Origin of the sequence: Kitasatospora sp. NPDC090091, assembly GCF_044747365.1 — a bacterium.
Lineage (GTDB): Bacteria > Actinomycetota > Actinomycetes > Streptomycetales > Streptomycetaceae > Kitasatospora.
The window spans coordinates 79,294-90,908 of sequence record NZ_JBIVDY010000032.1 but is presented as its reverse complement, the minus strand read 5'-3'; the positions used below and the strand labels follow the sequence as shown (position 1 = coordinate 90,908).

Here is an 11,615-nt window from a genome sequence, read left to right as displayed (position 1 = left end):
GGGGGCGGGGCCCGCCCCCCCCCCCCCCGCCCGCCGGGCGCGCGGGGCCGCCCCCCCCCCCCCCCCGCCCCCCCCCCCCCCCCCCCCCCCCCCCCCCCCCCACGGCGCGTCACCGGTGCTCGGCGGTGAGCGTCAAGTCATGCACCAGGAAGTGGAGTTGAACGTCGTCCAGGGAATCCGCCCAGAGCCCCTCGGCGTCCAGCACCGATGCCGCGACCATCCGTGCCTCGGCCACGAGCTCCGGGTGGTGGTCGAAACCCGGCCACGGCAGGACGGGGTGGCCGTTCGCCTCCCCGAACCGGCGCACCTTCTCGATGTCGCCCAGGGCGGCCCGCGGCAGGGAGTCGTTCGCCCAGGACCACAGCCACGTCCCGCGGGAGAGGCTGACGCTGCCGATCATCGTGAGCCGACCGGTGAGGAAGACCTCCCCGCCGCGCGACCAGGTAATGACCGCGTCGTCCAGCGACCAGTCGTACTGCACGTCACCCGACAGCCCGTAGCGCTCGATCATCCGGGCCTGCCGCGAGCGGGCACGCTCCCGGGCGGCGAACACGACCTCCTCCCAGTCGGAGTGGTCATGCTGCGAGCGGTCGTCCACCGTGCCTCCTCGTACGGATCCGTCCGCACGATCCTCTCACCCCGGTCACCGGCCCCGGATCGGCGGGGCGGGGGCCGGTGATCGATGTTCGCGCAGGTGAGAGCGGTTTCGTGGGGAGTCGTGACGCCGCGCCCCCCGGACCGGGCGTCCGGCGTCCGGCCGGGAAGGCCGGACCAGGTCTGGTGGCGGCCCGGCGCCGCGTCCCAGAAGATCGGGTCCGTCCCGCCCTTCCCTGCGGGCACCCGGTGCGCCGCCGAACTGCGCATGATCGCCTGGCAGTAGCCGGCTACCCCGTCCGCCGTCCGCCCGCCCCGGTGCAGCCCACCGGGGCGGCCGGGCCGGCAGTACGCGATCAGCAGGTGGTGAGGCCCTTGAGCATCGGCTTGTTCGCGAAGCTGAAGGTGAACAGGTTCTTGGTCACGCCGGGGGCGAGCGTCAGGCAGCCGTACGGTTCGTAGCTGTTGGTGAAGTTGTAGACGAGTCGGAAGCTCTGCGTGGTGGAACAGCCGTTGGTCACCGTGGCCCGTGCGTAGTCGACCCAGTAGTCGGTGTTGACGTAGGTGACACAGCTCGGCACGTCGGCCTGGGTCGTCGCCGCCACCGGAGCGGAGGCCTGTGCAGTCCCCTGCACCGCCGCGACCAGGGCAAGTGCTCCCAGAGCCGGAGCGGCGGCCCTCATGAGCTTGTTCATGAATTCTCTCCTCTTGTGCCGTGCGCCCCCGGAACGGCGGTGGCGCGGGGTTTCCGGAAGGGGATTCGCGCCGCCGATTCTGTCGAGCGGGTTTGGCGGGCGAACCTCTTCGGCGACCCTACGGGCGGGGCCGGTGGCGGCGGTGAATGGGCGGGAGGAGCGGCATGATCCTGCAATTCCCGGGGGAGCGGGCGTATTTCCATCGAAGTTCCCGCTACCCTCGCGCGATCGGAATCGGAATTCGCCCTGTTCGCGGCGGAGCGCGCGTCGGGCTCGACCGTTCCGCATCGGCGCCGGGCGTCGGGTGGCGGGCGGTGCGGATAATCGGTCGCGCGCCGTGGGGCGGCGCGAGAACCTGCACGGATGCAGCGAGCGAAGAACCGGACGGTCAGCATCCATCTCACCCACGGGGGCCAGTACTTCGGGCCGGTCGGCCCGTTCGAGGTGGACGGAGGGTTCTGGTCGTCCGCTGCGCCGGTGGTCGAGCGGGTGGCCGCGGAGCTGGGGGTGCCCGCGGTGGTGCTCCGGCTCGCGGCCGCGCCGGGCGACGGCGCCGGCCACGGCGGGCACGTCGTCTACCACGTCGAGGCCCTGGAGCGGCCGGCCGGACTGGTGCCGCGTCAGGCGGCAGCAGAGGTGGCCGCGTTGCTCGGACCGGCCGAGCGGCGGGCCGGCTGGGCCACGCTGCCCGGCCTGCGCGCGGCGCTCGACTGGGCCGAGCGGTCGCTCGACCGGGCGGGCCGTCCGGCGGCCGGCCCCGCGGAGCAGATCCGGACGTGGAACCTCTCCGGGTTGTTCCGCTACCGCACCGCCACCGGTGCCGACGCCTGGCTGAAGGTGATCAACCCGGCGTTCAACGCCCGGGAGGGCGAGGTGATCGCGCTGTTCGGCAGCGCCGACCCGACGCTGGTCCCGTCGGTCCTCGGCGCCGACCCGGAGCACGGCCGGCTGCTGCTGGACCACGCCCCGGGGGAGGACCTGTGGGGCCCGTCCGCCGAGGAGGTCACCGCCGTCGTGCCCCGGCTGGTGGCCGCCCAGGCGGCCCTCGCCGCCGACGGCCGGGCCGCCGCGGCCGGGCTGCGCGACCGCACCCCGCGCACCCTGCCCGCCCAGGTGGACGCGCTGCTGGACCGCCTCGGCGCCGAGCCCGGCTGCGACCTGACGGCCGGCGAGCTCGCCGCCGCCCGGGCGCTCGCCGCGCGGCTGCCGGGGCTGGTCGAGGAGCTGGCCGCCTGCGGGCTGCCGGAGACACTGGTGCACGGCGACTTCCACCCCGGCAACTGGCGCTCCGACGGCACCAGCGCGGTGGTCGTCGACTACGCCGACTCCTGCCTCGGCCACCCGGCCATGGACGGGCTGCGCCCGCGCCGGTACGTCGACGGGGAGCGGTGGGCGCAGGTGGCCGCGGTGTGGGCCGAGGCCTGGCGCACGCACGCCCCGGGCTCGGACCCGGAGCGCGCGCTGGACCTGATCGAGCCGCTGTTCCACTTCGCGTACGCGGTGCGGTACCAGGAGTTCCTGGACCACATCGAGGACAGCGAGCGGCCGTACCACGAGGGCGATCCGGAGAGCGAGATCCGTGCGGCGCTGGCCTGGGCCGCAGCCGACAGCGGCGACGCTGCCTGACCGCCGCGCGTCGGCGCCGCCGGGCCGCCCCGGGTGCGGGGCGGCCGGCGACGCCGTTCGGCGGCGAGGGGCTTCACCGTGCCGGAGCGGCCGCTACGGGGACGGGGCGATCCGGCGGCCGTCACCGGCCGAGTACAGGGCCAGCGCCTCGACCGGGCAGTAGTCCACGGCCTCGGCCAGACGCTCCGTCAGCGGCTCGCCGGTGCCGGGCCCGGCACCGGCGGTGTCCCCGCCCCCGGCCGTGGCGGCCGCGTGGAGCGGGCGGGCCAGGCCGTCGGCGCCGAGCTCCAGGGAGCCGGGCGCGGTGAGCGCGCACATGCCCGAGCCGATGCACCGGTCGCGGTCGACCCGGACCACCACCCGTTCGGCCGTCGTCCGCCGCCCCGCCGCAGGCCCGGCTGCCCCGGTCCCGCCCGCAGGCCCGGTCGCGTCCGTCGGCCCGGCCACGTCCGCCGGGCCGGTCGCGTCCGCCGTCACCAGGCGGCCGGCAGGCTCTGCGGGCTGCGGGTCAGCAGACCGCGCCGCCAGTCGAGGGACGCCACCGGCTCGGTCAGCCGCAGCGCGGGCAGCCGCCGGGCCAGCCGGTGCAGGCCGAGCTCCAGCTCCATCCGGGCCAGCCAGGCCCCGAGGCAGTGGTGCGGTCCGGCGCCGAAGGTGAGCAGCGGGGCGGCGAGCGGGGCGAAGAGCTCGGTCAGCAGGTCGCCGGTGAAGACCCCGGGGTCGTGGTTGGCCGCAGCGGTGTCGGCGGCGACGACGCTGCCGGCCGGTATCGCCACGCCGCCGATCTCGACGTCGGCGACGGCCCGCCGGAGCAGCCCCGGCAGGTGCTGGCCGTCGCCGAGCGGGACGGCGCGCAGCAACTGCTCGGTGGCCGCGGTCGCGCTCTGCTCGTCCGAGGCGAGCCGCTGCCAGGCGTCCCGGCCGTCGCCGAGGAGGTAGACCAGGGCGTTGCCGAGGGTGGTCATGGTGGTCTCGTGCCCGGCCACCACCAGACCGATCACCAGCGAGACCAGTTGCTTCTCGCTGATGTCGCCGCTCTCCTCGGCAGCCGTGAGCAGCCCGCTCACCAGGTCGTCGCCGGGGGAGGCCCGGCGCTGCGCGATCAGCTCGGCGCCGAACGCGGCGAAGTCGGCGAGCGCCGCCGCGACCGCCTCGGCGGTGTAGGCGGTGGTGGAGAGCGCGTGGTCGCTCCAGTGGGCGAGGCGTTTGCCGTCCAGGCCGTCCAGGCCCATCAGCTTGCTGATCACGGCGACCGGCAGCGGGCGGGTGTAGGCGGCGACGAGGTCGACGGGCGAGCCCTGATCGATCAGCTCGTCCAGCAGGTGCTCGACCACCGAGGCCACCCAGGGGCGCCAGCGCTCGATGGCACGCGGGGTGAACGCCCGCTGCACGGTCCGGCGCAGCCGCTGGTGGTCGGTGCCGTCGAGGTTCAGGATCGCCTCCGGGTCGTCCAGGATGTTGGGGACGAGCGAGACCGCGGGCGCGTCGGGTGCGTACAGCGGGGCGCGGCCCATCCGTGGGTCGGTGAGCACCTGGCGGACGTCGGCGTGCCGGCTGACCAGCCAGACCGGGGTGCCGGTGGGCAGCTTGCCGAGCCGCGGCGGGCCCGGTTCGAGGAGGCGCAGGCAGTGCAGTGGGGGCAGCGGCGCCGCGTCCGCGGCGGTCGGGGCGGTGGCACTGTTCTCGGCGGACATCCGTACTCCAGACTCCAGGGCGGTGGGCTGCACGGGGCGGCCCGGCGGGGGGTGGATCCGGGGAAGTGCGCGGGGACGGCTCGGACCGGTTGGGTCCGGGGAGGCACGCGGGCACGCGTCGGACGGGGTCGGCCCGGGGGCGAGCCCGGTGACGGGCGGGGCGAGCGGGCGGGGCGCGTGGGTCGGACGGGTCGGGTTCGGTACGACCGTACGTGGGCGCCGCGCCACAGTCAGCAACGATTCCAGCCAACGCCGGGGGGACCGGGGGACGATGACGGGCGCTCGGTCCGGCCTGCGCGCCCCTGCGGGGCCGGGGGCGGGCCGGAGTGGAAACGGCCGCAGGACCGGGGGTGAAGCAGGGGTGAAGGCGGCGGCGGGAGCGGGGTGAAACGGTGGCGAGCCGGATCGCCGCCGTCGTTCGCCGGTCCCGGCGAGGCTCGGACGATACGCTTCGTGGGCAGGTCGTTCGACGCTGGCCGACACACGTCGGTACAGGTCGGCGCAGGTCACGCCGGGTGCAGAGCCGCCCCCGGCCGACGGAGGTGGAATCGGATGGCCCAGCAGGTCAAGGCAGTCATCGCGCGTGCCAAGGGCGCGCCCGTGGAGGTGACGACGATCGTCGTACCCGACCCCGGGCCGGGCGAGGCGGTGGTCCGGATCCAGGCCTGCGGCGTCTGCCACACCGACCTCCACTACCGTGAGGGCGGCATCAACGACGAGTTCCCGTTCCTGCTCGGCCACGAGGCCGCGGGCATCGTGGAGTCCGTCGGCGAGGGCGTGACCGAGGTCGGGCCCGGCGACTTCGTCATCCTCAACTGGCGTGCGGTCTGCGGCCAGTGCCGCGCCTGCAAGCGCGGGCGCCCGCAGTACTGCTTCGCCACCCACAACGCCGGGCAGAAGATGACCCTGCTGGACGGAACCGAGCTCTCCCCGGCCCTGGGCATCGGCGCCTTCGCCGAGAAGACCCTGGTCGCGGCCGGCCAGTGCACCAAGGTCGACCCGGCCGCCGAGCCGGCCGTCGCGGGCCTGCTGGGCTGTGGCGTCATGGCGGGCCTCGGCGCCGCGATCAACACCGGCGGCGTCGGCCGGGGCGACTCGGTCGCCGTGATCGGCTGCGGCGGGGTCGGCGGAGCGGCCGTGCTCGGCTCCCGGCTGGCCGGTGCGGCGAAGATCATCGCGGTGGACATCGACGACCGCAAGCTCGCGGGTGCGCAGAAGCTCGGCGCCACCCACACCGTCAACTCCCGTACCACCGACCCGGTCGAGGCGATCCGTGCGCTCACCGACGGCAACGGCGCGGACGTCGTGGTCGAGGCGGTCGGCCGCCCGGAGACCTACACCCAGGCGTTCTACGCCCGCGACCTCGCCGGCACCGTCGTCCTGGTCGGCGTGCCGACCCCGGAGATGAAGCTGGAGCTGCCGCTCCTCGACGTGTTCGGCCGCGGCGGTGCGCTGAAGTCCTCCTGGTACGGCGACTGCCTGCCCTCGCGGGACTTCCCGATGCTGATCGACCTCTACCTCCAGGGCCGCCTGGACCTCGGCGCGTTCGTCACCGAGACCATCGAACTCGACGGTGTGGAGCAGGCGTTCGCGCGCATGCACGAGGGCGACGTGCTCCGCTCGGTGGTGGTCCTGTGAGCGGCGCGGCCCACGACGCAGCGGCTGCCGGCGCGGCCCGGATCGACCGGCTGGTCACCGCCGGCACCTTCGAACTCGACGGCGGCAGCTGGGAGGTGGAGAACAACGTCTGGATCGTCGGCGACGATGCCGAGGCCGTGGTGATCGACGCCGCGCACGACGCCGACGCCATCGAGGCGGCGCTCGGCGGCCGCCGGCTGCTGGCGATCGTCTCCACCCACGCGCACAACGACCACATCGACGCCGCACCGGCGCTCGCCGGGCGCACCGGCGCGCCGATCCTGCTGCACCCCGACGATCTCCCGCTGTGGAAGCTCACCCACCCCGACCGGCTGCCGGACGGCGAGCTCGCCGACGGGCAGCGGATCGAGGTCGCGGGCACCGCGCTGACCGTGCTCCACACCCCCGGCCACGCGCCGGGCGCAGTCTGCCTGTACGCGCCGGACCTCGGGACGGTGTTCACCGGCGACACGCTCTTCCAGGGCGGCCCGGGCGCGACCGGCCGGTCGTTCTCGCACTTCCCGACCATCATCGACTCGATCCGCGACCGGCTGCTCACGCTCCCGGCCGGGACGGTGGTCCGCACCGGGCACGGAGACCCGACCACGATCGGGGACGAGGCTCCGGCCCTGCCGGACTGGATCGCCCGCGGCCACTGAGGTCCTGGGACGAGCGGTACGGCTGAGTCCGCACGTACGGACGGCCAGTCCGCCCCGGTGCCCCGCGCACCGGGGCGGACGTCGTACGATCGCGGCCATGGCTCATGATCCGCGCGACCTCGACGACGCGTTCCTCGCCTTCTGGCGCGAGCGCCACATCGCCACCCTGACCACCGTCCGCCCGGACGGTTCGCCGCACGTGGTGCCGGTGGGGGTGACGTACCAGCCGGAGACCGGCGTTGCGCGGGTGATCAGCAGCCGGACCAGCCGCAAGGTGCGCAACGTGCTGGCGGCGGGGGAGGCCGGGATGCGGGTGGCGGTCTGCCAGGTGGACCGGGCCCGCTGGTCGACGCTGGAGGGCGTGGCCGTGGTCCGGGACGCGCCGGAGGCGGTGGCCGACGCGGAGCGGCGGTACGCCGAGCGCTACCGCGAGCCGCGGGTGAACCCGGACCGGGTGGTCATCGAGATCACCGTCGACCGGGTGCTCGGCCGCGCCTGACCCCGACGCGGCGCTCAGGCCAGGAACGCCGCCACGGCGGCCCCGGTGAGGGTGCGGTAGCGCTGCTCGCCGAGGCCGCCCGGGAAGTGCCCGCAGCGCTCCAGGCTGATCACCCCGTGCGCCGCCGCCCACAGCGTGTCGGTGATCTCGTCGGCGTCGGCGTCCGCCCGGAACACCCCGGCCCCGATGCAGGCGCGGGCCGCCTCGCGCAGGACGTCCAGGCTCGCAGCGGCAGCGGCGCGGGAGGCCTCGTCGGGGACGAAGCCGGGGATGCCCTCGCCGTGCATGACGCTGTAGAAGTTCGGTTCCTCCACGGCGCCGGTGCGGTAGGCGCGGCCGACGGCGGCGAGGTACGCGGCCGGGTCGTCGCCGCGCGGCACGGCGTCCAGGCGGCGGCGCAGCCGGGCGAAGCCCTCGCGGTACAGCGCCGCCGCAATGCCGTCCTTGGCGCCGAACAGACGGTAGAGGACGGTGGTCGAGCAGTCGGCGGCCGCGGCCAGGCGGCGCATGCTCAGTGCCGAAGGGCCTTCGGCGGCCAGCAGCTCGGCGGCGATGTCGAGCATGGCGGTGCGCAGGGCCGCCTCGCCCCGGGCCTGGGCCCGGGCGAAGGCGCCGGTCGGTGACTTGGCGGGCATGAAGTGATCCTCCTGCAGACCGGACAGGACCTAGTCGGGCAGCGGCCGGTAGATCGGCACGCCGGCCTCCTCCAGCGCCGTCCGCCGGCTGAAGTACTCCTCGCCCATGGGGTCGACGCCCAGCAGCGGCATCGCGCTGCGCCAGGTGGTCACGTCCTCCGGAGCCAGCTCCGCCGCGGCCGCGAAGTGCTGCTCCGCCGCCTCCTGCCGACCGTGGCGCAGCAGCCACAGCGCCAGGGCGGCCTCGGTGCGGGCCTGCTGCTGCTCGGCCGTGCCGGTCCGGGTCAGCGCGGCGACCGCTTCCGGGGCGAGGCCGGAGTCGCCGGTGGTCACCCAGCGCCGCAGTGCGCCGAGCGCCTTGGCGGAGTCCAGGCCGCTCATCGAGCGGAAGAGATCGGTGGCGAACTGGGTGTCGTTCGGCCGGGCGATGCGGCCCTCCTCGTCGACCCAGACCACGGTGGGGACGTTGAGCAGCTGGTAGAGGTCCGCGACCCGGCCGTCGACGTCGATCAGTGCGGGGTGCGTGGGTGCGGCCTCGGCGATCCAGGGCGCGGCGTCCTCGATCCGGCGGTCCACGGCGATGCTCAGCACCGAGAACCCCTCGGCGGCCAGTTCGGCGTGGCGGCGCTCCCACTCCGGGAGGTCGTAGCGGCAGCCGCACCACGAGGCCCAGAAGACCAGGGCCACCTTGCGTCCGCGCAGGCCGCCGAGCGAGTGCGGCACGCCGTCGGCGTCCGGCAGCGTGAAGTCGGGGGCGGTGCCGCCGGCCAGGACCGCCGAGCGGTCGCCGGCCGCCGTGCCGAACGCCATGACCCCGGCGGCGAACTCGGCCGCGACCGGCCGGTCCAGCAGGGCGGCGAACGCGGTGACGTCCAGGGTTCCGGCGGTGGCGTCCTCGATCCCCGCGACGGCCGCCGCCGGAACGCAGACGTCGCCCCGGCACCAGCCCTGCGGCTTGCGGGTGAACCCCAGGGCGCGCTCGACGTCCGCGAAGGAGAGCCGGACCTGCGGGTGCACACCGCCCTCGGCGGGCCGGAGTTCGGCGGTGACGGGGCTCTCGGTGTGGTCGTCCAGGATCGTCAGCTCGACGGTGGCGGCCTCGACGGTCCCGGTGGCGTTCTGCGTGGTGGCGCTCATGGTGTCCCTCCCCGTGGATAACGCTGTTATTCGACGATAACGGTGTTACTGACGGCGTGCAAGCATGCACGTCCCGCGGCCGTTTATCGGCCGTTGATCGCCGGTGCGTAGCGTCGCGTCATGGTTGAGGCAGCGGGCGAGACGTGGGGCGGGCGTGGCATGGGGGAGAACCGGGTGCAGGCCGAGGGGCGGATGACGGAGCAGGACGTCGAGCAGTTCCGGGTGCTGCTGGCCCGGCTGGAGGGTTCGCTGGCCGCGGACCGGGAGACGCTGCTCGCCGAGCGGGCGGCCCTGATGGCGCAGCGGGCCGCGCTGCTGGCGGAGGCGGCGGGCTCCGGTGGGTGACGGGGTGTACGGCCGGGCGGTGTCCGTGCTGCCGCTCTGGCAGCGCGGGCCGGTGCCCGTGGGCGTTGCGGGGGTGATCCACGGCGGCCGGGCCGAGGGTGCCGGCGGTGCCGAGGGCGCCGGCGGCGCGGACCGGCCCGGGGTGCACGGGCACTCCGGGCCGGCGGGAGAGGGTGGCGGTGCGGGTCGGGGCGGCGGTGCGGGTCAGTTGACCGCGACGGCCGACCAGGCGGCGGCGACCGCCGCGTACTCCGCGCTGCCGGCGCCGTAGAGGTCGGTGGCGGCCTTGAGGGTCGCCGTGCGGGCGGCGGCGTAGTTGGTGCCGGAGGTCATGTAGACGCTGAGCGCCCGGTACCAGACGGCGCCGAGCTTGTCCCGGCCGATGCCGGTGACGGTCGATCCGTTGCAGGTGGGGCTGTTGTACTGGACCCCGTTGACGGTGCTGGCGCCGCTGCCCTGCGCGAGCAGGAAGGCGAAGTGGTTCGCCACGCCCGAGGAGTAGTGCACGTCGAGGTTGCCGACGCCGGAGCTCCAGCAGTCGGCCGACTTGCCGTCCTTGGAGGGCTGGTCCATGAAGCGCAGGGCGGCCTTGCCGAAGCCGGACTTCACGATCTCCTCGCCGATCAGGTAGTCGCCCGGGTCGGAGGGGTTGGCGGCGTAGAACTCGACCAGGGTGCCCATGATGTCGGAGGTGGCCTCGTTGAGCCCGCCGGACTCCCCGGAGTAGACGAGCTTGGCGGTGCGCGAGGTGACGCCGTGCGACATCTCGTGCCCGGCGACGTCCAGTGAGACCAGCGGGCCGAAGGTGGTGCCGTCCCCGTCGCCGTACGTCATGCAGAAGCAACTGTCCTGCCAGAAGGCGTTGTTGTAGTTGCTGCCGTAGTGGACGCGGTTGTACGAGCCCTTGCCGTCGCCGCCGATGCCGCTGCGGCCGTGGACGTTCTTGTAGTAGTCCCAGGTGGTGTTCGTGCCGTACTGGGCGTCGACGGCGGCGGTGGAGCGGTCGGCGGTGGCGCCGGTGCCCCAGTGGTTGTCGGCGTCGGTGAACAGCACGGCGGGCGCCCGGCTGAAGCAGATGGTGCCGAAGCAGAGGTCGGTCTTGTTCTGGGCGTCGCCGGTGTAGGTGTTGCCGCGGGTCGGGTCCTTGAGCTGGAAGCTTCCGCTCGCCGCGGTGGTCTCCAGCGGGACGGTGCCGCTGTAGAGCGAGGCGCCGTCACCCGTGGCGGTCTCGATCGCGTCCCAGGCGGCGATCACCGCGCCGGTCGCGGCGTCGGAGAGCACCGTGCGGGCCACCGGGTTGCCCAGGTAGTCCTGCCCGGCGGCGGTGGTCTGCCAGGCGAGCCGGGGTGCGCCGTGCAGCGCGTCGACCACCAACTCGGCCTTGGCGTCGGCCTGGCGGGCGGAGCCGCCGAGCGCCCGGACGGCCTGTGCCCGGGCAGTGGCGGCCGGGACGGCGGGCCGGGTGGTGGGCACGGCGAGGTCGCCGCTCGCGGCCTGGTCGGCGCCGCGGAAGGCGCCCCCGGGGGAGAGGTGGACGACCAGGTCGCCGCCGAGCACCGGCAGGCCCGCGTAGGTGCGGTCGTAGCGGACGTGCCGGGTGCCGTCGGCGTCGGTGACCACGTCGCGGACGGTGCGGCCCTGCTGCGCGGTCACGCCGAGCTCGGCCGCGTTGGCGTTGAGCGCGGCGTCGGCCTGGCCCACCGCGGCGGCGGTCGCGGCCGACCCCGCGGGCGCGGGAGCCGCCGCGGGGGCGGCGAACGCGCTGCCGGGGAGGGCGGCGGCGGTGAAGGTGGTGGCCGCGACGACGACGGCGACGGCTGCGGCGGTGGTGCGGAGACGGAACGTCATGGTGCTCCTCGGTTCTCGGCGGTGGCCGCGGAGGCGGCGTGCCGGCGGGGGATGCGGCGGCAGCGGCGAGGGGGGAGTCGGCGCTCGGGCGCGGCGCGGCCGGGGCGGACGTGGCCGTGGGCGGGCGAGCGCGGGTGGGGGAACGCGGGCGCCGGCAGCGGTGCCGGTGAAGGGGGAGCCGGCACGGTGTCGGCAGGGCTGTCGGCGCCGGCGCCGACCGGGTGCGCGAGCGGTGTGGGGGTGGC

At 75.2% G+C, this 11,615-nt stretch carries 12 protein-coding genes; 5 read left to right on the top strand and 7 right to left on the bottom strand.

What is annotated here, in order from left to right:
- Nucleotides 1-109 precede the first annotated feature (109 nt).
- Together ACIPSC_RS36180 and ACIPSC_RS36175 are read right to left on the bottom strand one after the other, a co-directional pair.
- Nucleotides 110-598, bottom strand: a complete 489-nt coding sequence (locus tag ACIPSC_RS36180; RefSeq protein WP_400833551.1) for a DUF6882 domain-containing protein — start codon at nt 596-598, stop codon at nt 110-112.
- A gap of 352 nt (nt 599-950) precedes the next feature.
- Complete coding sequence (locus tag ACIPSC_RS36175; protein ID WP_400833548.1) at nt 951-1,289, bottom strand: hypothetical protein; 339 nt, start codon at nt 1,287-1,289, stop codon at nt 951-953.
- A gap of 363 nt (nt 1,290-1,652) precedes the next feature.
- On the opposite strand from ACIPSC_RS36175, the gene ACIPSC_RS36170 reads away from it, so the two are divergent.
- Nucleotides 1,653-2,915 (top strand): phosphotransferase family protein, encoded by a 1,263-nt coding sequence (locus ACIPSC_RS36170; protein WP_400833545.1) that lies wholly within the window; start codon nt 1,653-1,655, stop codon nt 2,913-2,915.
- A gap of 93 nt (nt 2,916-3,008) precedes the next feature.
- Here the strand turns inward: ACIPSC_RS36170 and ACIPSC_RS36165 are convergent, their stop codons facing one another.
- The gene (locus ACIPSC_RS36165; protein ID WP_400833541.1) at nt 3,009-3,392 is read right to left on the bottom strand and encodes a ferredoxin; all 384 of its coding nucleotides are present in this window, start codon (nt 3,390-3,392) and stop codon (nt 3,009-3,011) included.
- Nucleotides 3,389-4,609 carry a cytochrome P450 gene (locus tag ACIPSC_RS36160; RefSeq protein ID WP_400833537.1) on the bottom strand — a complete coding sequence of 407 codons (1,221 nt, stop codon included), beginning with the start codon at nt 4,607-4,609 and terminating at the stop codon, nt 3,389-3,391. Before ACIPSC_RS36160 ends, ACIPSC_RS36165 begins: the two co-directional genes overlap by 4 nt.
- 552 nt (nt 4,610-5,161) lie before the next feature.
- Here ACIPSC_RS36160 and ACIPSC_RS36155 point away from each other — a divergent pair.
- The 3 genes from ACIPSC_RS36155 to ACIPSC_RS36145 all read left to right on the top strand — a co-directional run bounded on the left by ACIPSC_RS36155 (nt 5,162) and on the right by ACIPSC_RS36145 (nt 7,405).
- Nucleotides 5,162-6,247 (top strand): S-(hydroxymethyl)mycothiol dehydrogenase, encoded by a 1,086-nt coding sequence (locus tag ACIPSC_RS36155; protein WP_400833533.1) that lies wholly within the window; start codon nt 5,162-5,164, stop codon nt 6,245-6,247.
- Nucleotides 6,244-6,906, top strand: coding sequence for an MBL fold metallo-hydrolase (locus tag ACIPSC_RS36150; RefSeq protein WP_400833530.1), 663 nt, complete (start codon nt 6,244-6,246; stop codon nt 6,904-6,906). Before ACIPSC_RS36155 ends, ACIPSC_RS36150 begins: the two co-directional genes overlap by 4 nt.
- Before the next feature lie 97 nt (nt 6,907-7,003).
- A complete protein-coding gene (locus ACIPSC_RS36145) occupies nt 7,004-7,405 on the top strand; it encodes a pyridoxamine 5'-phosphate oxidase family protein (RefSeq protein WP_400833527.1) in 402 nt (133 codons plus the stop codon).
- 14 nt (nt 7,406-7,419) lie between these two features.
- Here the strand turns inward: ACIPSC_RS36145 and ACIPSC_RS36140 are convergent, their stop codons facing one another.
- Nucleotides 7,420-8,040, bottom strand: coding sequence for a TetR/AcrR family transcriptional regulator (locus tag ACIPSC_RS36140; RefSeq protein WP_400833521.1), 621 nt, complete (start codon nt 8,038-8,040; stop codon nt 7,420-7,422).
- 30 nt (nt 8,041-8,070) lie between these two features.
- Entirely contained in the window at nt 8,071-9,177 is a 1,107-nt protein-coding gene (locus ACIPSC_RS36135) for a redoxin domain-containing protein (protein WP_400833517.1), read from the bottom strand.
- A 120-nt stretch (nt 9,178-9,297) separates the two neighbouring features.
- Here ACIPSC_RS36135 and ACIPSC_RS36130 point away from each other — a divergent pair, with 120 nt between their 5' ends.
- Nucleotides 9,298-9,522, top strand: a complete 225-nt coding sequence (locus ACIPSC_RS36130; protein WP_400833513.1) for a hypothetical protein — start codon at nt 9,298-9,300, stop codon at nt 9,520-9,522.
- Nucleotides 9,523-9,726: 204 nt separating this feature from the next.
- Here the strand turns inward: ACIPSC_RS36130 and ACIPSC_RS36125 are convergent, their stop codons facing one another.
- Nucleotides 9,727-11,370: a M4 family metallopeptidase gene (locus ACIPSC_RS36125; protein WP_400833510.1), complete on the bottom strand. Its 1,644-nt coding sequence runs from the start codon at nt 11,368-11,370 to the stop codon at nt 9,727-9,729.
- Nucleotides 11,371-11,615 lie beyond the last annotated feature (245 nt).